22 protein-coding genes are annotated in these 24,647 nt (G+C 58.2%); 15 read left to right on the forward strand and 7 right to left on the reverse strand.

What is annotated here, in order from left to right:
• Positions 1–218 precede the first annotated feature (218 nt).
• Positions 219–824 (reverse strand): TetR/AcrR family transcriptional regulator, encoded by a 606-nt coding sequence (locus NUW46_RS00710; RefSeq protein ID WP_418141122.1) that lies wholly within the window; start codon positions 822–824, stop codon positions 219–221.
• A gap of 117 nt (positions 825–941) precedes the next feature.
• Here NUW46_RS00710 and NUW46_RS00715 point away from each other — a divergent pair, with 117 nt between their 5' ends.
• Positions 942–1,493 (forward strand): carboxymuconolactone decarboxylase family protein, encoded by a 552-nt coding sequence (locus NUW46_RS00715; RefSeq protein WP_418141123.1) that lies wholly within the window; start codon positions 942–944, stop codon positions 1,491–1,493.
• 26 nt (positions 1,494–1,519) lie between these two features.
• On the opposite strand, the gene NUW46_RS00720 is transcribed toward NUW46_RS00715, so the two are convergent.
• The gene (locus NUW46_RS00720; protein ID WP_418141124.1) at positions 1,520–3,628 is read right to left on the reverse strand and encodes a 4Fe-4S binding protein; all 2,109 of its coding nucleotides are present in this window, start codon (positions 3,626–3,628) and stop codon (positions 1,520–1,522) included.
• Between the two features lie 109 nt (positions 3,629–3,737).
• Here NUW46_RS00720 and yghU point away from each other — a divergent pair, with 109 nt between their 5' ends.
• Both yghU and NUW46_RS00730 read left to right on the forward strand, forming a co-directional pair.
• Positions 3,738–4,610: a glutathione-dependent disulfide-bond oxidoreductase gene (yghU, locus tag NUW46_RS00725; RefSeq protein WP_412536853.1), complete on the forward strand. Its 873-nt coding sequence runs from the start codon at positions 3,738–3,740 to the stop codon at positions 4,608–4,610.
• A complete protein-coding gene (locus NUW46_RS00730; protein WP_418141125.1) occupies positions 4,607–5,167 on the forward strand; it encodes a TIGR00730 family Rossman fold protein in 561 nt (186 codons plus the stop codon). The genes yghU and NUW46_RS00730 overlap by 4 nt, the downstream gene beginning before the upstream one ends.
• 28 nt (positions 5,168–5,195) lie before the next feature.
• Here the strand turns inward: NUW46_RS00730 and NUW46_RS00735 are convergent, their stop codons facing one another.
• The 3 genes from NUW46_RS00735 to NUW46_RS00745 form a co-directional block, all read right to left on the reverse strand.
• The gene (locus tag NUW46_RS00735) at positions 5,196–5,372 is read right to left on the reverse strand and encodes a hypothetical protein (protein WP_228290042.1); all 177 of its coding nucleotides are present in this window, start codon (positions 5,370–5,372) and stop codon (positions 5,196–5,198) included.
• A 102-nt stretch (positions 5,373–5,474) separates the two neighbouring features.
• A complete protein-coding gene (locus NUW46_RS00740) occupies positions 5,475–6,218 on the reverse strand; it encodes a spermidine synthase (protein ID WP_209399323.1) in 744 nt (247 codons plus the stop codon).
• Between the two features lie 6 nt (positions 6,219–6,224).
• The gene (locus tag NUW46_RS00745; protein ID WP_209399322.1) at positions 6,225–6,557 is read right to left on the reverse strand and encodes an ankyrin repeat domain-containing protein; all 333 of its coding nucleotides are present in this window, start codon (positions 6,555–6,557) and stop codon (positions 6,225–6,227) included.
• A gap of 113 nt (positions 6,558–6,670) precedes the next feature.
• On the opposite strand from NUW46_RS00745, the gene NUW46_RS00750 reads away from it, so the two are divergent.
• From NUW46_RS00750 to NUW46_RS00760, 3 genes are all read left to right on the forward strand, one after another.
• Positions 6,671–7,294 carry a YbhB/YbcL family Raf kinase inhibitor-like protein gene (locus NUW46_RS00750; RefSeq protein WP_418141126.1) on the forward strand — a complete coding sequence of 208 codons (624 nt, stop codon included), beginning with the start codon at positions 6,671–6,673 and terminating at the stop codon, positions 7,292–7,294.
• A gap of 165 nt (positions 7,295–7,459) precedes the next feature.
• Positions 7,460–8,311: a UDP-2,3-diacylglucosamine diphosphatase gene (locus NUW46_RS00755; protein WP_069182523.1), complete on the forward strand. Its 852-nt coding sequence runs from the start codon at positions 7,460–7,462 to the stop codon at positions 8,309–8,311.
• 137 nt (positions 8,312–8,448) lie between these two features.
• Positions 8,449–10,161 carry an ABC transporter permease gene (locus tag NUW46_RS00760; protein ID WP_136631452.1) on the forward strand — a complete coding sequence of 571 codons (1,713 nt, stop codon included), beginning with the start codon at positions 8,449–8,451 and terminating at the stop codon, positions 10,159–10,161.
• Here the strand turns inward: NUW46_RS00760 and NUW46_RS00765 are convergent.
• Complete coding sequence (locus NUW46_RS00765) at positions 10,158–11,285, reverse strand: ABC transporter ATP-binding protein (protein ID WP_136631451.1); 1,128 nt, start codon at positions 11,283–11,285, stop codon at positions 10,158–10,160. The genes NUW46_RS00760 and NUW46_RS00765 overlap by 4 nt on opposite strands.
• A gap of 193 nt (positions 11,286–11,478) precedes the next feature.
• Here NUW46_RS00765 and NUW46_RS00770 point away from each other — a divergent pair, with 193 nt between their 5' ends.
• Positions 11,479–12,501, forward strand: coding sequence for a Fe(3+) ABC transporter substrate-binding protein (locus NUW46_RS00770; RefSeq protein WP_136630440.1), 1,023 nt, complete (start codon positions 11,479–11,481; stop codon positions 12,499–12,501).
• Positions 12,502–12,645: 144 nt separating this feature from the next.
• A complete protein-coding gene (locus tag NUW46_RS00775; RefSeq protein WP_136630438.1) occupies positions 12,646–13,338 on the forward strand; it encodes a TVP38/TMEM64 family protein in 693 nt (230 codons plus the stop codon).
• A 16-nt stretch (positions 13,339–13,354) separates the two neighbouring features.
• Here the strand turns inward: NUW46_RS00775 and NUW46_RS00780 are convergent, their stop codons facing one another.
• Complete coding sequence (locus NUW46_RS00780) at positions 13,355–14,527, reverse strand: ADP-ribosylglycohydrolase family protein (RefSeq protein ID WP_418141127.1); 1,173 nt, start codon at positions 14,525–14,527, stop codon at positions 13,355–13,357.
• A gap of 321 nt (positions 14,528–14,848) precedes the next feature.
• Between NUW46_RS00780 and NUW46_RS00785 the strand changes: the two genes are divergently transcribed.
• The 7 genes from NUW46_RS00785 to NUW46_RS00815 all read left to right on the forward strand — a co-directional run bounded on the left by NUW46_RS00785 (position 14,849) and on the right by NUW46_RS00815 (position 24,546).
• A complete protein-coding gene (locus NUW46_RS00785; protein ID WP_418141128.1) occupies positions 14,849–17,044 on the forward strand; it encodes an FAD-dependent oxidoreductase in 2,196 nt (731 codons plus the stop codon).
• A 79-nt stretch (positions 17,045–17,123) separates the two neighbouring features.
• Positions 17,124–18,095, forward strand: a complete 972-nt coding sequence (locus tag NUW46_RS00790; protein WP_418141129.1) for a radical SAM protein — start codon at positions 17,124–17,126, stop codon at positions 18,093–18,095.
• Between the two features lie 459 nt (positions 18,096–18,554).
• Complete coding sequence (locus tag NUW46_RS00795; protein ID WP_418141130.1) at positions 18,555–19,958, forward strand: sodium:solute symporter family transporter; 1,404 nt, start codon at positions 18,555–18,557, stop codon at positions 19,956–19,958.
• Between the two features lie 4 nt (positions 19,959–19,962).
• On the forward strand, positions 19,963–20,913 hold the full coding sequence (locus tag NUW46_RS00800) for a hypothetical protein (RefSeq protein ID WP_418141131.1): 951 nt from the start codon (positions 19,963–19,965) through the stop codon (positions 20,911–20,913).
• Positions 20,914–21,061: 148 nt separating this feature from the next.
• Complete coding sequence (gene ectA, locus NUW46_RS00805; protein ID WP_291905181.1) at positions 21,062–21,577, forward strand: diaminobutyrate acetyltransferase; 516 nt, start codon at positions 21,062–21,064, stop codon at positions 21,575–21,577.
• Positions 21,578–21,784: 207 nt separating this feature from the next.
• Positions 21,785–23,053: a diaminobutyrate--2-oxoglutarate transaminase gene (ectB, locus tag NUW46_RS00810; RefSeq protein ID WP_418141132.1), complete on the forward strand. Its 1,269-nt coding sequence runs from the start codon at positions 21,785–21,787 to the stop codon at positions 23,051–23,053.
• A gap of 50 nt (positions 23,054–23,103) precedes the next feature.
• Positions 23,104–24,546, forward strand: coding sequence for an aspartate kinase (locus NUW46_RS00815; protein WP_069182836.1), 1,443 nt, complete (start codon positions 23,104–23,106; stop codon positions 24,544–24,546).
• Positions 24,547–24,647 lie beyond the last annotated feature (101 nt).

Here is a 24,647-nt window from a genome sequence, read left to right on the forward strand (position 1 = left end):
GACCTGTAAGTGAAGAGAGCCAAGCACTCTTCAGGCAAGAATGCTTGGCTGTCCTCACTGGGAACCAGACTTGCAGCCGGGTTTGGCAAGAAAACAAGGCAGGATCTGAGCCGGGCGCTAATGTTAACGCGGCCCGGGCTGTGGGCACAATTCTACGGAAGTGCTCATACTTTCAGCCCCGGTGTGTGCTCTCTCACCGGGGCGCTGGAAGGGGAGAATCAGTGCTGCGTGCGGTATCCGTCCAGGATGGCGGCCATATCGTCACCCAGGTCCTGCATGGCTTGCGAATCCAGGTGGCGCTCACCCATGGATCTCAGGCCCATGATCTGCGCCTGAAGGAGCCGGGCAAGTCGCCGGCTGTCCACGGACTGAACCAGCTCGCCTTTCACCTTTGCCTGCTCAATCAGGCCAGCAATGGATTCTTCAATCGCAGCCAGGATGCTGTTGGCCTGATCAGCCAGGGCCGAATTGGTATTGCTGGATTCCAGCAGAGTTTTCACGATCATACAGGCCCTGGAGGGCGCTGCGTTTTCGTCGCCGCAACGGCAGGCGATGCCGCGCAGATAGTCCTGCAGACCGTCAACAATCGAATCATAACCCTTGAGATGGCTCGCCATTTCGCGGCCGCCCTGCTCTGCGTAGGCAGCCAGTGCTTCCGAAAACAGGCCATCCTTGCTTCCGAAGGTGGCGTAAATGCTGCCCGGGCGCATATCGAGGGCCTGCTCGATCTGTTTCATGGAGCTGCCGTGATAGCCCTTCTCCCAAAACAGGCCAACGGCCTTTTCCAGGGCGGTCTTTCGGTCATAGCGCGCGTGTCTGGCCATAACAACACTTCACCATTGTCGTGATTTGAATGACCGCTCAATTATATCTTGAATGATCACTCAATAACAGTTAGCCTGAAGTCGAAATTGAGCAATCATTCAATAATGGAGTTGGCAATGACAGACTTTACCCTTCACGACAAAGACACGGCACCGGAACAATCCAAACCCCTGCTGGATAACTCGCTCAGGGCATTCGGCATGATTCCGGGCCTGCATGCTGTAATGGCGGAAGCACCCGGCATTCTTGAGGGGTACCAGAAACTGCACGAACTGGTGCTCGACAGCAGCTTCGACAACGACGAGAAGACCGTGGTCTGGCAGACGATCAACGTGGAAAACGCCTGCCACTATTGCGTTCCCGCGCACACGGGGATTGCCAAGTCCATGAAAGTGTCTGATGACATTACCAATGCGCTGCGGGACGAAACGCCGCTGCCCAGTGACAAGCTGGAAGCGCTCAGAACCTTCACCCTCGCGGTCATGCGCAAACATGGCAATGTCAGCAAGGAGGACCTGGATGCCTTCTATGACGCAGGTTACCGGCATCGCCAGGTACTGGAAGTGATTCTGGTGTTGTCCCAGAAGGTGATGAGTAACTACGTCAACCACATCGCGGAGACGCCGGTGGATGAGCCGTTCAAGAAGTTTGAATGGCAGAAGAAGTAATCCGGGCTTTGCGGCAACGGAGCGGGTCAGCCTGCGTCCGTTGCCAGAATGTTCGCCTGTTTTGACCGTTTTTTACTCTCGAGGCGTTTATCGACGCACCGGGTGTCGTCTTCGAGAATAACGACGCATTCCAGGCATTGAATGCACTCGTCGTAATCGATCCGGCCATCCTTGCGAATGGCATTTATGCCGCATTCGTTTTTACAGTGCTGACAAGGGTTTCCGCAGAGCTCAACCCGGTCCAGCCAGCTGAACAGCCGGAACCGGCCAAGCACCGCAAGGCCGGCACCCAGCGGGCACAGGTAACGGCAATAGAACTTGTGGATGAACATGCCGATTACCAGCAGGCCAACGGCATAGAGCACGAAAGGCCAGGAGCGCACAAAAAACAGGGTAATACTGGTCTTGAATGGCTCCACTTCTGCCAGTTTTTCGGCGATGGTCAGGGAATAGAAAGCGGTGCCCACCAGAGCGAGCAGGATCGGATATTTGAGCAGGATCAGGCGCCGGTGCCATTGCTCGGGCACCTTGATCTGGCGGAACTTCAGTTTTTCGCCAAGCCAGGCGGCCATTTCCTGCAGGGCGCCAAAGGGGCAGAGCCAGCCACAGAAAAGGCCGCGGCCCCAGATGAACAGGGTGATGAATGTATAGACCCAGAGAATGAAAATGATCGGATCCAGCAGGAAGACGTTGAGGGAGAAACCGTCCCAGACTGCCAGGAACAGGGTGTAGATGTTAACCACTGAAAGCTGACCCTGGGCGTAGAAACCGATAAAGAACAGGGTGAAGAACAGGAATCCCCAGCGGAACCGGTGTACCAGCTTCGGGTTGCGGCTCAGAGTTTTCTGGCGGGCGAAGGACACGGTCAGAACGGTGAGGCCGAGAACCAGCAGTGAAATCTGCCACCAGCGTTCCTTCCAAAGGCCGATCCAGATTGGTTGACGGGTGTCCTCCGGGTTGGGAGCAATCTCGACGGCCTCAAACAGTTCTTCGTTGAACCGGACCGGGATATTCAGGGATGTGCGGTCCACCATCAGGTGATTGCGGGCCAGTTCGACGTTGAGCTTCAGGTTGGCTTCCGCCCCGGGGTTGAAGCCGGCGTTGCCGCCCACGCGGAACAGGTTGCCGGCATCGAATGACGGAATGCCGGCGGCCCGGAAATCGAGATTCTGATCCAGCAGGTTCAGGTCGCGCATTTCCACGGCCAGGTTGTTCTGGGTCAGACCAACACGGTCCGGAGAGCTGCCGGGGACGAACTCCCGGGAGACATGGGGAAAGGCGCCCCGGGACATGACGGCCAGAACCTGTGCGCCATCATCTACCCGTTGCATGAGGCGCTGGTAACCATCGTCGCCGAGCAGGTTCCGTCCCACCATGGGCGAATTGATGTAGGCGAAGAAAAGCTCGGCAAAAGGTTCGCCGTCTGCGGGCTGAATGTCCATGGGGTAGTCGGAAAGAGGCCGCCCGAGCTCGGCCTCGATGGACTCGGCGGTAATCTGCCAGTGTCCGATGTAACCACGGTCCAGGAGCTGCTGCCACGACAATGGCTGGTAGTAATCCGGTTTTGCCCTGGTGGGCGCGCTCTGGGCAAAGCCCTCGAGTTTCTTGCGGGCCACTTTGAGGGCGGAAGAGAGCACGGTGTCGTTAATGATCAGGACCGAAACCGTGGCCTTGCTGACTCCGTCAAAGTGCACCACGTTGCCGTCGCTGGTTCGTCCGGAACGGCTGGAATTGGAGGTGCTGACAATGATTTGCTCTTGTAACGAATGCCCTTCGTATTGGTCTACAAACTCGAACAGGGGGGCTTCACCCAGACCATGAAGAAAGACCGGCTCGTGGTGATTCAGCACTTTGATACCGGTGAAACGCCCTTTGGTGTCCAGGCCAATCAGCATACTGATCGGTTTGCCGGCAAAGCCCTGAAGGCGGCTGTGGTCTGCGGTTTCGTAGGCATAGCCGAGCAGTTCCTGGAGTTGATACACCGGATACACCGGGAAATCCGGCAGCTTGTCTTCAATGATGGTTGCCGAGGGAAACAGCTCCTGGATCAGCCCCCGCTTGCTGTCTGACAGCTCGGCCTGGACCAGGGGCATAACAAACAGACAGGCAAGAAGGAGCACGATACGCCCTGCCATGGGGTACTCCTGTGGTTCTTTTTGTTTGATCTTCCATGCTAGAGTTTTCGGCCCCGGGCTCAATGCGACCTCGGAGCCAGCTGACTGCTACTTTGTGAGGAGAAATGCCATGACCGACGCTACCTACACGCCGCCCAAAGTCTGGAAATGGGACTCCGAGAGCGGGGGGCGGTTTGCCAGCATCAACCGCCCGATCGCCGGCCCGACCCACGACAAGGAGCTGCCGGTTGGCAAGCACCCACTGCAGTTGTACTCGCTGGCCACCCCCAACGGCGTGAAAGTGACGGTGATGCTCGAGGAACTGCTGGAACTGGGTATCAAAGACGCCGAGTACGACGCCTGGCTGATCAAGATTACCGAGGGCGATCAGTTCGGCAGCGGCTTTGTGGAGGTGAACCCCAACTCCAAGATTCCCGCCATGGTGGACCACAGTGTCTCCCCGTCCATCCGTCTGTTCGAATCCGGGTCGATTCTGCTCTACCTGGCGGAGAAATTCGGGGCCTTCCTGCCCAAGGACGTTGCCGGGCGTGCCGAAACCATGAACTGGCTGTTCTGGCAGATGGGCAGCGCACCCATGCTTGGTGGCGGCTTCGGTCATTTCTACGCCTATGCGCCGGAGTACTACGAGTACCCGATCAACCGATACACCATGGAAGTGAAGCGTCAGCTCGATGTACTGGACCGTCAGTTGGCAAACAACCGATATATCGCGGGCGACGAATACACCATTGCCGATATGGCCATCTGGCCCTGGTATGGCGCCCTGGTTAAAAACAAGGTGTACGACGCGGCCGAGTTCCTGGAAGCCCACACTTACACCAACGTGATTCGCTGGGCCGATGAAATCGCTCAGCGCCCGGCGGTCCGGCGTGGCCGGATGGTTAACCGGGCCTGGGGTGAGCCGAGCAGCCAGCTGCACGAACGCCACGATGCCAGCGATTTCGAGACCCGGACCCAGGACAAAATCGGGGACGGTGAATGAAGGTCGCGGTCTATTGTGGCTCCCGGTCCGGCAACGATCCGCTCTACGCGGACAAGGCCCGGGAGCTGGGTGATTATCTCGGCCGTAACGGTATCGAGCTGGTGTTCGGCGGTGGTCACGTCGGCCTGATGGGTGTGGTGGCCGATGCAGTACTGGCGGCCGGTGGCCGGGTTCACGGGGTGATCCCGGAGCACCTGCGGGACCGGGAACTGGCCCATTCCGGCCTGACCGAATTGCATGTGGTCAAGAACATGCACGAGCGCAAGGCCCTGATGGCCGATCTGGCCGATGGTTTCGTGGCGCTGCCGGGCGGCATTGGCACGCTGGAAGAGCTGTTCGAGGCCTGGACCTGGGGCCAGCTGGGCCTGCATCACAAGCCCTGTGCCATCTACAACGTCAACGGGTTTTTCGATTCACTGTTGGCGATGGCGCAAACCATGGAGCAGGCCGGGTTTCTCAAGCAGCAGTACATCGACATGCTGATCCAGACGGACCAACCTGAGGCTCTGCACCGGGCTTTCCTGGACTATCAGAGCCCGGGAGAAAAATGGTCGTGATCGCTCCAGGGCCCGGCGCAGTCGGGCCCTACTCCTCGTTTTCCTTGGCTTTGCGAATAGCTTCCAGCTTCTCGTGCAGCAGGGCTTCCAGTTTGATCAGCTTTTCCCGGTTTTTCTCATTGGGCCGGTTGGTGTAGAGGTCGACGTAGGTCTTGGTGACCTCGCTCAGTACCGGATGAAGCTTTTTGTAGTCTTCCTCACTCATGGTCAGCACTCCTGATGAAAACAATGGACTCCATAACACTAACTATGGATCATCACCGGCAATCATCAAGGACCTGGATCAACTCCAGGGCTGTTTTCCGCCTTACTCCATCCGGCTGACTTTGGCCATCAAGCGACGCCAGTCTATGGGCAGCCGGTTCTCCAGATCTGCCAGTACAGGGTCTTTCGGGTGTACGGACTGAAAGTGCTGTTTGCTGGCATAAACCACGGTGTTGTTGCTTTTGCTTCGAAAGCCCAGAAGCACCGCAAAATGCCTCCTCAGCCTTCGGAAGTAGGCGCCTTCGACATCCGGTGTTCTGTGGTAGTTCAGCACCAGCCAGCCGTCATCGGTTAAAACACGGGCACATTCGTCCACGAACTGCTTCTGGGCCTGCGCCGGGCTCATCCGGTCTGCGTTATACAGGTCAGCGAGAACCATATCGGTGCTTGCGTCCGGTAGCTTTTCCAGGGCATCCCGGGCATCGGCAATGGTGACCTCCAGGCGCTCGCTGTCTGGCAAGTCGAAAAACTCTCTGGCCGTGTCTAGTACCGCCTGGCGAAGTTCCACAGCGTGTATTCGGCATTCGGGATAGAGATGGTGAAATGCACCGGCCATGACGCCGCCGCCCAGGCCCAGAATGGTCACGTGGCCGGGGTTGGCAAACACCGCCGGCAGCATCATGGCCCGGTTGTACTCGTGTACCGGCAGGTAGGGATAACGACGGTCGATCTTGCTCTGCTCGAATACCGAGTTGAAGGTGAGTACCCGATGCTTACGGTAATCGACCACCAGGATGCTGCCCAGGGCATCCCGGGTGTGGTGGACAATCTCGCCTTTGTTGAACATGCCGGCTTACTGGCTGTGTTCTTCGAACAGACGTCGCACGCTGTCGTTTTTTGCCAGCGACCATGCAGTATTACCGTTGCTGTCCTCGGCGTCGCGATCAGCACCTTTTTCGAGCAGCAGGCGCACGGTTTCCGGATGGCCGTGTTTGCTGGCCAGGATCAGCAGGGTCTCGCCCTCGCTGGTGCGCATGTTGACCGGGACTCCGGCATCAAGCATCACGCTGAGTGGCCCGGCTCCGCCGTTGCGGGCAAGCTCGAAAATACCCTGGGCAAAGGCAACCGCGTCCTCGTCTTTCTGGTTTGCGGGCTTTTGCGGCTTTCCGGGTTTCTGTTGGCTCATCGGGGCTCCGTGGTCAGTTGAATCGATTTTGTGTTAAAACCGTATTATCACAGAATGAGACTGTCCCAGACACAGTCAGTGAGCCAACGGCCCAAACGACAGGAGGCAACGCCGTGAAACTTCAGGTTCAAGGCATAGATGAAGGCCAGCCGATTCCCGAGAAATTCGCATTCGGGGTCTACAGTGAAGAAGACCATATGAGTTTTGGTCCCAATCGGAACCCCGAGATCGTCTGGGACGATGCGCCGGAGGGCACCAAGAGCTTCGTGGTGATGATGTTCGATCCGGACGTGCCCAGCGTCGCAGACGACGTGAACCAGGAGGGCAAGACGGTTTCAAAGGACATTCCGCGAGTCGACTTTTTCCACTGGCTGCTGGTGGACATACCTGCCGGCACCAGTCGTATCCCGGAAGGCGAGGACAGTGATGGCGTCATCCCCAAGGGCAAGGCGCCGGGTCCCGGCCCCATCGGCATCCGTGGCGTGAACAACTACACCCAGTTTCTGGCGGGCAACCCCGACATGAATGGCACTTACGCGGGATATGATGGTCCCTGCCCGCCCTGGAACGATGAGATCATTCATCATTATCACTTCGAGGTGCACGCACTGGATGTGGATACGCTTGCCCTGGATGGTGAGTTCGATGGCAACGACGTGCGTGAGGCCATGGCAGGCCATGTGCTGGCCAGTGCCCGTGTAACAGGTACTTACACCCTGAATCCGGACCTGCGCTAACGGCTGCCCCTCGATGGTCCGGTAACCTGCGGGTTACCGGATGTCCCACTTCCTGCCAATGCTTCCTCTCTAAACGTCACAGAACTGTCTCTTCGTTGTCATTTCCCCGTCACCGGATCTTGCCAAGGTGTCAGCATCCGGACTGGTTGAAAGACGGGAGACACCATGCGGAGCTATCGGAGCGTTTTCATTTCCGACGTACACCTGGGCACGGCGGACTGCCAGGCGGAATACCTGCTGGATTTCCTGAGTCACGTACGCTGTGAAACGCTCTACCTGGTGGGCGACATCATCGACCTGATCGCAATGCAGCGACGGGTGCATTTCCCCGATGCCCACCAGGCCGTTATCCACAAACTCATCGAACTGGCGGCCAGTGGAACCCGAGTGGTTTACGTGCCCGGCAATCATGACGATTTTCTGCGCCGGTTCTGCGGCCAGACCATCGCTGGCATAGAGCTTCGATACAAGGCGGTGCATACCACCGCCGATGGTCGTCGGTTCATGGTCTGCCACGGCGACCAGTTTGATCAGGTGGTGCGCTGCAGCCCGTTGATGCTGCTGGTGGGTGACCGTGCCCACGGTCTCCTGCTGCGTTTGAACCGCTGGTTCAACGCCTGGCGCCGACTGAAGGGCAAGCCCTACTGGTCGTTGGCGGCCTGGGTGAAGAGCCGAATCGGCAAGGCCCGTACCTTTATCCGCCGGTTCGAACTGGCAGCACTTACGGTGGCCGAGAAAGGTAACTACGACGGCTTCATCTGCGGCCACATCCACTCTGCCGGGTTCCTGCGCAGCGAAGAAGGGCTTTATTGCAACGACGGGGACTGGGTGGAGCACTGCACGGCTCTGGTCGAGCAGGAGAACGGCAAACTCGAATTGCTGCACTGGTCGGAGTCGCCGGTGGTGCTTGCAAAAGAGCCGGACGCTCCGAACCCGGATGTGTGCGGCGATGCCCGGCCGGTCATCGACACCCTGCCAACCGCGTTTGTTGAACAGGTGAACCGCCTGGCCAGCTAAAAAGACAAGCCGGGATCTCGCCTGCCTCTATGTATTCCTATCTTCGGGGCGACTGTGAACTCCTTCCAGGTGGCCATTTTTCATAACGCCGCCGTATCCCTTATACTCCCGTTCCCGACCCGCCCTTCATAGGCTCTATGGCTGAACATACGACATCACAAACAAGCGATCTGACAGGCTCCGGTCTTGCAACCGATGGCGCCGGTCGTCGCGCCCACCGTTTCAGCGCCTGGACAGTCAGCACCTTCCTGATTGCGTTGCTGGTGGCCCTGCCAGTGCTGGTTATACTGGCCCACGTGTTTTTCCCTTCCGGTGAGGTCTGGGACCATCTGGTCAGTACTGTCCTCGGCAGATATCTGAGCAACACGGTGGTTCTGAGTCTCTCGGTGGCTATTGGTACCACCCTGATCGGCACTGCCTGTGCCTGGCTGGTGGTCATGTGCCGGTTTCCCGGCAGGCGCCTGTTCGAGTGGGCGCTCTTGTTGCCGCTTGCCGTACCTACCTATGTGATTGCCTATGCCTACACCGATTTCCTGCAGTTTGCAGGGCCATTGCAGAGTACTTTGCGTGACTGGTTTGGCTGGCAGTATGGTGACTACTATTTCCCGGATATCCGGTCACTGGGTGGCGCGTCACTGCTGATAACCATGGTGCTTTATCCCTACGTTTACCTGCTCGCCCGTGCCTCCTTCATGGAGCAGTCGGTAAGCGCACTCGATGTCGGTCGCACTCTGGGCCTCGGCCCGTGGCGCATGTTCAAGCGCATTGCCCTGCCACTGTCGCGTCCCGCCATTATCGGTGGGGTTTCGCTGGTACTCATGGAAACACTGAACGAGTTCGGGGCGGTCCAGTTCTTTGGTGTCGATACCTTCACCACCGGTATTTACCGGACCTGGTTTGGTCTGGGAGAGCCGGTTGCGGCTGCCCAGCTGGCCGCCTGTCTGCTGGTATTCGTGGTGCTGGTGGTGGTTCTGGAGCGAGTGTCACGCGGTGGCAGGCAATACCATACCTCGGCGCGCTATCAGGTCTTGCCGGAGTATTCGCTAACATCCGGACAGGCCGCGCTGGCCTTTTTGGTCTGTTTCCTGCCCATTCTGATCGGGTTCATTGTGCCTGCACTCATCCTGCTGGAGATGGCCATTACCACTGGCGATGCACTCTTCGGTACCCGTTTCCTGGAGTTTGCGTTCAACAGCTTTATCCTGGCATCGAGCGCAGCGCTGGTGGCCGTTGGTCTTGCGGTTATGCTGAGCTATGGGGCACGCCTGAATCCCAGTGCCTGGGTCCGTGGCGCCAACCGGGTTGCGGCCATGGGCTACGCCATCCCGGGCTCGGTTGTTGCGGTTGGCATCATGATCCCCCTGGCCTGGGCAGACCAGCAGTTGAATCTTTTTCTCCGGGACAGCTTCGGTTTTATGGTGGGGCTGGTACTCAGTGGCAGCGCATTTGTCCTGATTTACGCCTATACCGTGCGCTTCCTGGCGGTGTCGTTCAACACCGTCGAGGCCAGTCTCGGGAAAGTGACGCCGTCCATGGACGCAGCGGCCCGAACCCTGGGGCAAACGGCGGGTGGCACCCTGCGCAAGGTGCACACGCCCATCATGCGCAGCAGCCTGCTGGCGGCCGGCATACTGGTGTTCGTGGATGTCATGAAGGAACTGCCCGCCACGATCATTCTCAGGCCGTTCAACTTTGATACGCTGGCGGTTCGTGCGTACAGCCTGGCCTCTGACGAACGACTGGCGGAATCCGCCATGTCCTCCCTGGCCATTGTTGCCGTGGGCATCATCCCCGTGGTGATTCTCAGCCTGGCGATGCGCCGATCCCGTCCGGGCAGTGACCGGGGTTAACGCCAGGTTTCTGCCTCAAACAGGAACACCTGGGACATATCCAGCTCCAGGGAGACGGCCTGGCCTTCCTCTGGCAGAAACACCCCCGGCACCTTGGCGTGCAAATGCATCTCCTGACCGTCTGGTCCATGGGCGCAAATATGCAACAGGCTGGTGGGCCCCAGTAGGCGGGACATAATGACATGGCTGGTGCGATCATCAGCGACCTTCCCCTCCAGTGGCGTCACTTTGACGGCCTCTGGTCGAATCAGAATCCTGACATTCGCGCCTTCGTCGAATCGTGACGCGTCCAGTCGGCCCAGTGGCGTCGCTACCTGGCCGTCATGCACAATCCCGACGTGTTCATTCACCTGACCGAAGAAATTGACCACGAAGGGCTCCACGGGGTTGCAGTAGAGTTCCGTGGGCGAGCCGGTCTGCACAATTTCGCCGTTGCGCATCAGGGCGATCCGATCGGCCATGAACATGGCTTCCTCGGGGTCATGGGTAACCAGGAGGGTTGCCGTGTTGAGCTCTTTGAGCACATGAAGCGTGTCGTCGCGGATCTGGTCGCGCAGGCGGGCGTCCAGGCTGGAAAAGGGCTCATCCAGCAGCATGACCCTGGGCGATGGGGCAAGGGCCCTGGCCAGGGCAACCCTCTGCTGCTGGCCGCCGGACAGCGTGTGCGGGTAAACGTTGGCGGATCCTGCCATGCCCAGACGCTCCAGCAGATCCAGTGCGCGGGCCTGTTTCTGCTTCTTGGGCAGGCTGCTGATGCCAAAGCAGACGTTTTCCAGAACAGTCAGGTGAGGAAAGAGCGCAGACTCCTGGAAGGCAAGGCCGACATTTCGTTTTTCGGGCGGCACCTGGACGCCCCCGGGTGCCGAGACCAGCGACCGGCCCAGAAACACCTTGCCACTGGAGGGCATCTGAAGCCCTGCTGCAATGCGCAGCAGCGTGGTTTTGCCGCAGCCTGATGGCCCAAGCAGGCAAACCACCTCACCCGCTTCCAGGTGCAGATTGATGTCCCTGACAACGGTATCGCCATGGAACTGGCAATGAACACGGTCAAGCATGAGTGAAGGGCCCGACAGACCGTTTTCGAGTTGGTCATTGTAGGTGGGGCTTTGCTGATAAATGCTCATGTGCCGATCCAGCCTTCCGGTACAAACTTTGGTGACGACCACATTGTAATCTTGTTGCGTCTGATTGTGTATTGAATACGTAAAAGCGACTGATTCCTATTTATTGACTTCTACAGGAAAGTTGGGTCTAATCGCCGTAAATACAAATCGTTATCACCATTAATAACGCTCAACAACCAAGGAGATTGATCCCGTGGTATCTCATAAAGCGAAGCTGGCGGCCTCTGCACTGGCGACAACCCTGGCGGCAACCAGTGTATCTGCGAGTGAAGTGAACCTGTACTCGGCACGGCATTACGATTCCGACCAGGCCATTTACAATGCCTTCACTGAGGAAACCGGCATCAAGGTTAACCTGATCGAAGGCAAGTCCGACGCTCTCATCCAGCGGATCAAGCGCGAGGGCGTCGCCAGCCCCGCTGATATCCTGATCACGGTTGATGCGGGCAATCTCTGGCGTGCGGACCAGGAGGGCATTTTTCAGCCGGTTGATTCTGAAACCCTGAACAGCCGTCTTCCGGACTCCCTGCGTCATCCCGAAGGTCACTGGTTCGGTTTCAGCCAGCGCCTGCGCGTGATCTACTACGACCGCTCTGATTTCGATCCGTCCCAGATCAGCCAATACGAAGACCTGGCAAAGCCCGAGTTCAAGGGCGAGATCTGCATCCGCTCTTCCAGCAACATTTATAACCAGTCCCTGCTGGCCAGCCTGGTCGAGTACCACGGCACTGAAGGCGCACAGGAATGGGCCCAGGGTGTTGTCGACAACATGGCCCGTGATCCCCAGGGCGGTGACACTGACCAGATTCGTGCCGTCGCTGCCGGTGAATGTAACCTGGCCGTGGGCAACCACTACTACTATGCGCGCCTGCTGAACTCCGACGATGTTGCCGATCGTGAAGTGGCCCGTGAGGTTGGCATTATCTTCCCGAACCAGGACGGCCGTGGCGTACACGCCAACATCGGTGGTGCCGGTGTGGTAGCCACAGCACCGAACAAGGACAACGCGGTTCGTTTCCTGGAGTTCCTGTCCTCCGATACCGCCCAGCAGATCTTTGCTGAAAGCAACCACGAGTTCCCTGCGGTAGAAGGCGTACTGAAGAACCCGGTACTGGACTCCTGGGGTAACCTGAACATTGATGACATCAATGTCAGCGTTCTGGGTACCAACAACCCGGAAGCGGTGAAAATCTTCGACCGTGTAGGCTGGCGTTAATTGTAATTCCGCAGCGCTGATTCGATAACAGTTTCGAACGGCTGCGTCCTGAAGGGCCGGGTGTCGGTATGGCATCCGGCCTTTTGCGTTCTGGAGGGCAATGGTATTGCTTACTGTTTTGGGTATAGCGCGTAGAATAGCCACATGACCCGTTCGCAGTTGGTTTTCCGTTTCTCCCTTCTGGCAATTGTCGCGCTGCTGATGGCGGCGATCTGGTTTTTGCTGCGGAACCTCGGCATGCCCGCCAGTTTTACGCCGTCGGTGCTGTCCGACTGGTTTTCCAGCCAGGGCGCTCTTGGGCCGGTATTACTGATGCTACTGATGATTCTCGCGGTGGTGGTCGGCCCGATCCCCACCTTGCCGATCAGTGCAGCCTCTGGCCTGGTTTACGGTATGTTCCATGGGACAGTGATTGCAGTGGTTGGCGCCCTGGCGGGTTCGCTTGTCGCGTTTTATCTGGCCCGGGTGCTCGGGCGTGATGCTGTTCAGCAGAAGCTTGAAAACAATCCGGTATTCTCGGCTCGCGGTTCGCAGCGGTTCCTGTTCATCGCCGTTTTCCTGACCCGGCTTATTCCGCTGTTCTCTTTTGCACTGATCAGTTATGCGGCCGGCGTGACGGCCATACATGTCTGGCGTTACGCGTTGGCCACCTTGCTTGGCATGCTGCCGATGACGTTTGTCTTCGCCGGCCTCGGCCATACCTTCGAACTGAATCCCACCTTGACCGTCGTGGCTGCCGCCACGGTACTGTTGGTGATGAGCACATTGCCCCTGTATCTTCGCCGACGCCCGTACTCCCGGCTGTCCCGCTGGCTGCAGCTGGATGGACGGGTCTGATTCCTGCTCAGGATTCTCAATTCCCCAAAAGAGATTCGATATCCCCATAGACGGCTGCAGCGTCCGTTACCCTGGCCAGCCAGCTCAAAGGGACGCCGTTCTCACTGCCAACACCGTGAATGGCCGCCATGGCAGGGCCAATGAGCCACGCCCGTCCGCAGGAGTCACCGCCACAATGAATGTTGGCGCGAATGGCCTCTACATAGCTCCCTGCATGGGTAAGGATGTGAAAAATCACGGGCATCGCCTCCTGCAGATAACAGGTTCGACCAAAGGTTCCTCCAGCAGCCACACCGTCCAGTTGCGCGGACGCTCGTGCTTGCTCCAGGGATTCCTGCTCCGGTGCTTCGGCAGAGGCAGCGTTCATGGCTGCTGAAAGCCCTTCTCCGCGAAAGAGCCGATCGAGAAGCACCGCTGCGCATTTCGCCCAGGCGACGGCAACGTCGTTGTTGTTGGTGACCCGGACAGCGGCTTCAGTCACATCCAGAAGTTCGCTTTTACCGCAGTAGGCAGCCACCAGTGGTGGCAGTTTCGACACCGCCGGCAGCTGCATATCGTCAGCGCCACTTTCCCGCACCATATGTCGGTCGATGGTTTCTGCCAGGTGCACGCCGGCTTCCTGCACTTCCGAAGCCTCGTAAGTCAGACTGATGGCCTCGCGAACTGGCTGGGCCAGTTGGTCACCGGTCAGGCGGCGGGTGTAGGGCATGACTTTCTGAACCAATATCCGTTTCTGCTTTTCAGTCAGCCCAGCGGGCATGGTGGCTTGCGCCTGCTCAACGGCCCTGCGCTCGATGGCGTTGAAATTCTCCAGCGTGATTCGCGTGGGGTTATCGATGAATCCCCGCCACTGGCCCCCGGGGCCGAAGAAAGAACGAAACCGGCGTTGGTAGTCCCGGATGTCCAGGTTGCCGTTATTGGCCAGGAGGCTGTCGGTCAGCACGCCAGTGGCAGCGCCATAGTGGCTGACATCTCCAATGTCCTTGCCCTCATGGGCAAAGTAACCGAAGCCCTTGGTGTAATAGTCTGCCTTTGGTGGCAGGAATTCCGGTGCTTCGCCGCCAACCTCAGCGATACGCTCAGGGTTGTAGAGCCAGTGCAGGCCCAGGCTTGCGGCGTCGGCGACCCAGCCTCCGGCCAGGGCTGCTGTGATAGCGGCTTTTCTCTCGTTCGGAAGCTTGCTGACCATTGGGAGTCCTTGATGTTCGGTTTGTGAGTCCGCCCCGGAGGATTATTCGATAGCTTCGCGGCTCTGGACTGTTTTCTTTTATGAGCAATTGTTCAAGAATGGTAGTAAGTTAGGGAATCGGTCAATAAATTTCCCGCTAATTCCAAAGTGTGTACGTGATCAAATTGTTAGATATTCATGAGCATTCGTTGACACAATGCGCTCCTGATCCACGTACAACAACGGTAAGCCGATAACGAACTTCGAGCCAGCGCCTGGTGTAACACCTTCCCGGCCCGGGTGTCTCTTCGTTATCACGTTCAAGGTAGAAAGGATTTTTTCATGACACTCAAGAAATGGATTCTGGTCGCGCTGATCGCGGCTGTGGTCACCGGGTTTATCGCCAGTGGCGGGAGTGAGCTCCTGACTCTCGAAAATCTGAAAGAAAACCAGCAGTCTCTCGGTAACTGGATTGATCAGAATCTGTTGGTTGCGGTGCTGGGCTTTGTCGCTGTTTATATCGTGGTAACGGCGCTTTCGCTCCCCGGTGCTACCATCATGACCCTGGCCGGTGGTGCCTTTTTTGGCAATCTCTACGGTCTGGCTGCCGTTTCAGTTGCGTCAACCATCGGCGCCTCACTCGCATTTCTTGTGGCCAGGTTCCTGATGCGGGATACCCTGCGCAAGCGCTACGGCGAGACGGTGGCCAAGATGGACCGGGGCATTGAAAAAGATGGTGCTTTCTACCTGGCAACCCTGCGCCTGGTGCCGGTTTTCCCCTTCTTCCTGATCAACCTGGCCATGGGCCTGACGGCCATGAAGCTTCGCACCTACGCACTGGTAAGCTGGATTGCCATGCTGCCAGGCACCTTCGTGTATGTGAACGCCGGTACCCAGCTGGGCCAGATCCAGTCCACCGGGGATATTGTCTCGGCCGATCTGCTGCTGTCCTTTGCTTTGCTGGGTCTGTTCCCGCTGATTGCCAAGTTTGTGGTGGGCTTTATTCGTCGGCGCAAGGTGTATGCCGGCTGGCAGAAGCCAGATCATTTCGATTACAACCTGCTGGTCATAGGCGGTGGCTCCGCCGGTCTGGTTTCCGCGTACATTGCAGCTGCAGTGAAAGCCAAGGTGGCGCTGATTGAGAAACACAAGATGGGTGGCGATTGCCTGAATACCGGCTGCGTGCCCTCCAAGGCCCTGATCCGCAGCGCCAAAGCCGCCGATACCCTGCGCCACGCCAACCGGTACGGGCTGGAGTCGGTACCGGTTAAAGGCTCGTTCAAGAACATCATGAACCGGGTCAAGGATGTTATCGCCAAAGTGGAGCCCCACGATTCCCCGGAGCGTTACCGCAATCTGGGCGTGGACTGCATTGCCGGCGAAGCCAGCTTCGTCTCGCCCTGGGAGCTGGAGGTTCGGCACAACGATGGCCGCACGGAGCGCCTTACCGCTCGCAGCATCGTGGTTGCCACCGGCGGCAAGCCGGCGGTGCCCCCGATCCCCGGCCTGAAAGACATGGAACCGCTAACCTCGGATAACCTGTGGGAGCTGGAAGAGCAGCCCGAGCGTTTGTTGGTGCTGGGCGGTGGCCCGATTGGCTCCGAACTCGCCCATGCGTTTGCCCGCTTGGGCAGCCAAGTGATCCAGGTGGAAATGGGCGAGCGCATTCTGGCCAGGGAAGATGAGGATGTCTCCGAACTGGTTCTGAAGCAGTTCCAGGCGGACGGCGTGGATGTCCGGCTGAAACATTCCGCCGCCGAGTTCCGTATAGAGGAAGGAGAGAAGGTTGCCTACTGCGAGCACGAAGGCGAGAGGGTGCGCATTCCTTTCGACCAGGTGCTGGTTGCTGTTGGCCGTGCGGCCAACACCGCCGGCCTGAATCTGGAGCGGATTGGGGTGGATACCCTGCCGAACGGCACCGTGCCGGTGGAGGAGGACATGAGCCTGCGTTACCCGAACGTATTCGCCTGCGGCGACGTGGCGGGACCCTACCAGTTTACACATGCGGCGGCGCATCAGGCCTGGTATGCAGCTGTGAATGGGCTGTTTGGACAGTTCAAACGCTTCAAGGTGGACTACCGGGTGATGCCGTGGGTTACTTTTACTTCGCCGGAAGTGGCGCGGGTAGGACTTAGCGAAGCCGAAGCAAAAGCGCAGGGTGTCGCCTACGAAGTGACCCGTTATGGTATCGACGACCTGGATCGGGCCATTGCGGAGAGTGAGGACCACGGCTTCATCAAGGTTCTGACCCCGCCGGGCAAGGACAAGATCCTGGGTGCTGTGGTGGTAGGCACACACGCAGGCGAAATCCTGGCCGAATTTACCCTGGCGATGAAACACGGCCTGGGCCTCAACAAGATTCTGGGCACCATTCATCCGTACCCGACCTGGAACGAGTCGGCCAAATACGCCGCCGGCGAATGGAAGCGCGCTCATGCCCCCGAAGGCATCCTCAAGCTGCTGGAAAAGCTCCATGGCTGGCGCCGGGGCAGGGGTGGAAACGAGCCGACAAAGCAAAAAGAAGTGACGACAAGCTGAGGCCACACGGCGATGACTGAACCAAACAGGCATCGCCCCTGTCTCTGCCCCTGGAATTCTGTACAAGCGAGGAGCATTCATGCCCCTGACTGAAGTTCGACCGGCTCGGAAAAATCGAATTCCGGCCGTGGAAGTCCTGGAACCCCGGGCCCGCGACAGCTGGACCCACACTCGCAACGGCGACCCCCGGGGTTACATCGATGCCGACAAGCTCAAAGAGCTCTGGATCCACACCGGCACCGCCTGCAACCTGGCCTGCCCGTTCTGCCTGGAGGGTTCGCATCCGGGTGATGGCCGCATTCCGGGCATGAAGCTCAGTGATGTAAAGCCGTTTATCCACGAAGCCATCGACATGGGTGTGGAGCAGTTTTCCTTCACCGGTGGCGAGCCCTTTGTGATCCGGGATTTCGTGAACATCCTGGATTACGCCAGTCAGCACCGGCCCTGCTTCGTGCTCACCAACGCCACCGAGCCACTGCACAAACGCCAGAATCAGGTGTTGCCGTTGCTGGACAACCCCTACCCGATCCATTTCCGGGTCAGCCTGGATTTCCCCGACCGGGCCCGGCACGACAAGGACCGCGGCGACGGCAGCTTTCATGAGGCCCTCCAGGGCATCCGTTGGCTGATCGAACAGGGATTCAAGGTGTCCATCGCCCGCCAGACCGACCCGGAGGAAATTCCCTCGGACGTCGAAGCCGCTTTCCGTGAGATCTTCCGGGAATGGGGCATTCCGGAGAACCTGGCGTTTACCGCGTTTCCGGATCTGGGGACGCCTGGTTCCGAAGACGGCAGCCCGGAGATCACCGAGGCGTGTATGGAGAAGTATCCGACGAAGGAATCCCGGTCGCACTTTATGTGCACCTATACGCGGATGCTTGTGAAGAAGGGCGATCAGGTTCGGGTGTATGCCTGCACGCTGGTGGATGATGACCCGCAGTATGACCTGGGGGGGACGCTGGCCGAGAGTATGGATGAGCGCATTATGTTGCGGCATCACCGGTGTTTTTCCTGTTACCGCTTTGGGGCCAGTTGTTCGGCTCCGGTCTAGGTTTGGCGTCTGTTTCCTGTAGGACTGATGGCTGGTCATTGGCGGCCTGGGAGGTGAGATTATTTTCCCTTGGGAAAAATAACTCGCTTCGCTCAGACATCTTTTTCCTGGCGGGAAAATAATCTCACCACCCAGACCGCGGATAGGACTTTGCCACTCGTTTGTTTGGTGGGAAAAACGAGAGGAAAACAGGCTCGAGATAAGGAGCTGGCTAAGTGGTTTGAAGGCTGACTCCTTCGCCGGGGAAGGAGTCAGCCTTCAAACCACTTAGGTTGAACAAGGGACAGGCCGGATGGGGTTTCAAAAAATGTGGAGCGCCAGGGATGGCGCGACCAAGCCCCCCATGGATGGGTTCACGGGCGTTTTTTTGAAACCCCATCCGGCCTGTCCCGAAAGGCACCCAAACCAGAAACCCCGGAATAAGCCCCGGACGACGACAAAGAACAAAGGAAAGAAAACATGAATTTCACGGAAGCGTCCCTGTTCTGGGGATTCCTGCTGGTCTACGGCGTGGTGATGTATGTGCTGTCGCCCAAGAGCAAGAACGCGAACTCTTTCTATAAGGGCGCCGATGACCAGGGTAACCCGGTGGGTCAGTGGTCGTTGACGGCGAGTATTTTTATCAGCTGGATCTTTGCCAAGTCGGTGACCAACGCGGCGAACCTGGGGGCGGCTTATGGCGTGGTCGGGGGTCTGGCTTATGCCAGTTACTGGCTGTCGATTCCGGTGGCGGGCTATGTCATCTACCTGATCCGGACGCAGACCGGGGCCAAGAGTCTGCAGGATTTCCTGACTTCCCGGTTTGGTCGGCTGGCGAGCCTGGCGTTTGCGGCGGCGATTCTGATCCGTTTGTATAACGAGGTCTGGAGTAACACTGCGGTGGTGGGCGGCTATTTCGGGCTGCCCGGTGAGTGGGAGTATTACGCGGCGGCGATGTTGTTTACGGTGTTTACGCTTGCCTACAGCCTGAAGGGTGGGCTGCGGTCGTCGATTTTTACCGATGTGATTCAGGCGTTCGTGTTTGTGTTCTTCGTGGGGGCGGTGTTGTTCCTCATCATCCCCGCCAACGATACCAGTGCCCTGCTGACCAACGGCGAGTTCCGGCTTAATGCCGGGTTTGATCTGCTGTTGGTGGCGTTGCTGCAGCTTTTCAGCTATCCGTTCCACGATCCGGTGCTGACCGACCGGGGCTTTGTGAACAAAGAAAAGACCATGCTCAAGAGCTTTGTGGTGGCCGGGCTGCTGGGCTTCGTGGCGGTGTTTATCTTCAGTCTGGTGGGTGTCCATGCCCGGCTTAACGGCATTGAGGCCATGGGTAACGCGCCCGCGGCAGTAGGTCAGTCTCTGGGGCTGGCGGCGTTGTTCTTCATGAGTGTGGTGATGATGACCTCGGCTGGTTCCACTCTGGATTCCACCTTTACTTCACTGGCCAAGTCCCTGGCAGTGGATCTGCCTCGCCTGGCGCGGCGTGCGTCGGACAAGCTGCCGAGCATGAGGGTGGGTGCCGTGGTGATGGTGATTTTTGCGTTCCTGGGTAACCTGCCGATGTTTGCCGGCACCGACATCCTCAAGGCCACCACTATCTCCGGGACGATGGTGATGGGCCTGGCGCCGGTGTTCCTGTTCTACGGTTTCACCAAGTGGTCGCCATGGAGTTTCCATTTGAGTTTCTGGACCGGTCTGGGCCTGGGCGTGTTGCTGGCGGTTGGTCTGATTCCAGCAAGCTGGGCCATTGGCGATGGCAAGTACGCCATGTTGCTGGGCGTGAACGCCTATGGCTTTCTGATCTGTATGGCCGGCTTCTTTGCGCCCCTGTTGCTTCGACGGCTTGCCGGGCGCTCCCTGGCAGCGGGTGAGGCCTGAGATTATGAGCGAAGGTCGCAGCTGTCCACTGGCGTACCGCTATTCTGCCGAAGATCTGTGTCAGGAGCCGCGCACTGTCTCCGAGGACGTGCTCTATATCATCGGCGGGCTCTACGGGAATCCCTGGGCCCTGGATGAGATCGAACAGATGGCGCTGGCGGAGGAGCGGCAGGGACACCGGGTTAAGCTGGTGTTCAATGGCGATTTCAACTGGTTCAACGCCAGCGACAGCCTGTTCCGGACCATCAATAATCGGGTGCTTGATCACACGGTTTCCCTTGGGAATGTGGATTACGAACTGGCGAACCCCAGCGCCGGTGCCGGTTGCGGCTGTGCCTACCCGGATTTTGTTGATCAGGGCGTGGTGGAACGCTCGAACCGGATCATGGAACGGCTCCAGGGTATTGCCGTCGAGCATCCGGATATCCAGCGGCGACTGTCATTGTTGCCAAGGTATCGCTGCCTGATCTTTGGAGGCCTAAAGGTTTTGGTGGTGCACGGGGATCTGGACTCCCTGGCCGGTTGGGGCCTCGCTCACGAATCCTTTAGCGAGGGGAACGACGGCAAGCTTACCGAGTGGTTCCTGGCCTCGGGGGCCGATGTAATTGCCTCCACCCACACCTGCCTGCCGGTGCTCTGGTCCGGGCTGGTGGGTGAGCAGAGCCGGGTGGTGGTGAACAACGGCTCTGCGGGCATGGGCAACCTGCAGTCTGATCCGCGTGGGCTGATTACCCGGATCGGCTTCTCCAGCCCCGTCACTGAGCCTGTTGCCGGCATTGAGCGGCACGGGCTGAATGTGTCACTGCTGCCGGTGTGCTATTCCCTTGAGGCCTGGTTGCCGGAGTTTGACCGGTTATGGCCGGCCGGCTCGCCCGCCGCCGTGTCCTATCGGAACCGGATTCGGAATGGCACCTCCCTGCATGCCGACGATGTGATTTTCCCTTCATCAATTTAACGATTTTGTCACTGGCGAATGCTTCAATCCGGTCTATTCTGAAAGAGTGAGCTGGGGCCTTGCCGTGGGCGGGTTCCGGGGCCAACTTGAAATATATTTTGTGGTCTATATAATTCACCACTAACTTTTGCCACGAACTGATCACGTTATGACATCAGAAGGATCGAATACCACCGCCATCACGCTTCGCACACCGGTGAAGGATGATGGCTACAGGCTCCACCAGCTGGTGGCAGAGTGCCCGCCGCTGGACCCCAACTCGATTTACTGCAACCTGTTGCAGTGCAGCCACTTTGCCGAAACCGGCGTGGCCGCGGAGAAGGAAGGCGATCTGGTCGGCTTTATCTCCGGATACATCCCTCCCCAACAGCCCGAAACCGTGTTTGTCTGGCAGGTGGCGGTTCACGAAAAAGGTCGTGGACAGGGCCTCGCCAAGCGGATGCTGAAAGAAATCGTTGGCCGTGATGCGTGCAAGAACGTCAGCCATATGGAGACGACCATCACAGAAGACAACGAGGCCTCATGGGCGCTGTTCCGTTCATTCGCCCGTGATATGGGAGCCGAGCTCACCTACCACGAGCACTTCGAGAAAGAGACCCACTTCGGCGGAAACCATGATTCCGAGTTTCTGCTGCGTATCGGGCCTTTCACGAAGCCAGTCTGAGAGCCGCGGTCCAGGATCGGCCCCGTCATCTGATTGCGGGGCTGTGAACGACTGTAAAGCTGTGATTTGAATTAGCCGGCGGACCACTGAGGTAGGTCTGTCAAAAGGCTTTAATCAACGCACGGTGGGCCTTTTACGAACGCATCCGTAAGTATTGCCAAGCCGCCGCGCATCTACCTCGAACCTGACATGCTAAGAGGCAAGACGATGGAAATTTTCAAGTCGACTGAATCCGAAGTACGTGTATATAGCCGTGCGTTTCCGGTTATCTTCAACCGCGCCAAGAACGCGCATCTGTACACCGAAGATGGCAAGGAATACCTGGATTTTCTCGCTGGCGCCGGTTCCCTGAACTACGGCCACAACAACGATACCCTGAAGAAAGCGTTGCTAGAATACATCGAGGCAGATGGCGTGAGCCAGGGCCTGGACATGTTTACCACGGCCAAGCACGACTTCATGGAATCCTACAAGAAACACATTCTGGACCCCCGTGGTCTGGATTACAAAATGCAGTTTACCGGCCCCACCGGCACCAACTGTGTCGAAGCAGCCCTGAAGCTGGCCCGTAAGGTGAAAGGTCGCAGTGGCATTATTTCCTTCACCAATGGTTTCCACGGCGTCACCATGGGTGCCGTTGCCACCACCGGTAACAAGCACCACCGGGGCGGTGTTGGTACGCCGCTGGGTAATGTCGATTTCATGTTCTACGACGGCTACCTGGGCGATGATGTCGATACCCTGGCGATCATGGACAAACTGCTGAGCGACGGCTCTTCCGGTTTCGAACTGCCGGCGGCGGTGATTGTGGAAGCCGTCCAGGGCGAGGGTGGTCTGAACGCCTGTCGCGCGGAATGGCTGAAGGGCCTGTCCGAGCTTTGCAAGAAGCACGACATCCTGCTGATTCTGGATGACATCCAGGCGGGTAATGGCCGTACCGGTGAGTTCTTCAGTTTTGAATTCGCCGGCATCAAGCCGGACATCGTAACGGTTTCCAAGTCCCTCAGTGGCTATGGTCTGCCAATGGCGCTGGTGTTGTTCAAGCCGGAGCTGGATGTCTGGGATCCGGGCGAGCACAACGGTACCTTCCGTGGTAACAACATGGCCTTCATCACTGCCCGTGCCGCGGTTGAGAACTACTGGAAAGACGACGCCTTTGCCAACGAGGTCAAGGCCAAGACCAAGGTGCTGGGCGATGCGCTGCAGGCGATTTGCGACAAGTACCCCGGTCAGTTCAAAATGAAGGGGCGCGGTTTGATGCGTGGTATTGAAGCAACCCACGCGGACATCACAGGCCCGATTACCAAACGTGCCTTCGAGCACGGCCTGATCATCGAGACCAGTGGTCCGAATGATGAAGTCATCAAGTGCCTGATGCCGTTGACGACCAGCGAGGAAGACCTGAAGAAAGGGGCTGCCCTGCTGGCGAAAAGTGTGGACGAAATCATGCAGGAAGGGCTCAGCGAGGCGTCGTAAGGCGCCCGCACTTCCGGACATACATGCTGCAGGATAGCAAAGGCAAGATTATGACCAGCCAACTACATACCGTTGAAAAAATCGGCGGCACCTCGATGAGTAACTACGAGGCCGTCCGTGACAATATCATTATCGGTAATCGCAAGAAGGACAATCTGTACCAGCGCATTTTTGTGGTCTCTGCCTACGGTGGCGTGACCAACGAGTTGCTGGAACACAAGAAGACCGGTGAGCCGGGCGTCTATGCCCTGTTTGCGGATGCCGAGTCGGACTGGGCCTGGGGCGACGACCTCACCAAACTGGTCAAGTTTCTGACTGATATCAACGGTGAGCTGTTCGAAGACCCGATGCTCAAGCAGCAGGCGGACCAGTTCATTACCGACCGTATCGAGGGTGTGCGGGGCTGCCTGATCGACCTGCAGCGCCTGTGTTCCTACGGCCAGTTCCAGCTGGAAGAGCATCTGCTCACTGTACGTGAAATGCTGGCCGGCATCGGTGAGGCCCACAGTGCCTTTAACACCGCCCTGAAGCTCCAGCAGGAAGGCATCAATGCCCGCTTCGTGGATCTGACCGGCTGGCGCGACAACGAGCTGCTGCCGCTGGACGAGAAGCTCAAGCAGGCGTTCGATGCCGTGGACCTGAGCCGCGAACTGCCGATCGTGACCGGCTATGCCCAGTGTAAAGAAGGTCTGATGCGGACCTTCGACCGCGGCTACAGTGAGATGACCTTCAGCCGGGTGGCCGTGATCACCGAGGCCCGTGAGGCGATCATCCACAAGGAATACCATCTGAGCTCTGCCGATCCCAACATCGTTGGCGCGGACAAGGTGGTACCCCTGGGCCGCACCAACTACGACGTGGCAGACCAGCTGGCCAACCTGGGCATGGAGGCGATCCATCCCCGTGCCGGCAAGGGCATGCGCCAGAACGAGATTCCGCTGCGGGTGATGAATACCTTTGAACCGGAGCACACCGGTACCCTGATCACCGGCGATTACGTCAGTGAGAAACCCCAGGTGGAGATCATTGCCGGCGCCAAGGGTGTGTTCGCCGTGGAAGTCTTCGATCAGGACATGCAGGGCGAGCCCGGTTCCGACCGCCGTATCCTGGATGTGTTGAGCCGTTTCAAGGTTCGGTTCATGTCCAAGGACACCAACGCCAACACCATCACCCATTACGTGGGCAGTACGCTCAAACACGTCAAGCGGGTGGTCAAGGCGCTGAAGGAAGAGTTCCCCAATGCCGAGATCAACACTCGAAAAGTGGCTGTGGTTTCGGCGATCGGCAGCGATATGAAGGTTCCGGGCATTCTGTCCCGCTCCGTCAAGGCGCTGGCTGATGAGGAAATCAGCGTTCTGGCGTTGCACCAGTGCATGCGTCAGGTGGATATCCAGTTTGTGGTGGATGAGGATGACTACGAGAAGGCGATCGTTGCTCTGCACGGCGTTCTCATCGAGCCTCATAATCACGAGTACGCCATTGTCGCAGCCTGAGCTGCCATAGCTTTGCAGGTGATGCCCACAGGCCGACCGCTCGTGTCGCCTGTGGGTTTTTACTGACCCTCCCCCGGTAAATCCATCAGCTTCTCCACGTC

Source organism: Marinobacter sp. MA, from assembly GCF_048298425.1.
Classification (GTDB): Bacteria; Pseudomonadota; Gammaproteobacteria; order Pseudomonadales; family Oleiphilaceae; genus Marinobacter; species Marinobacter salsuginis.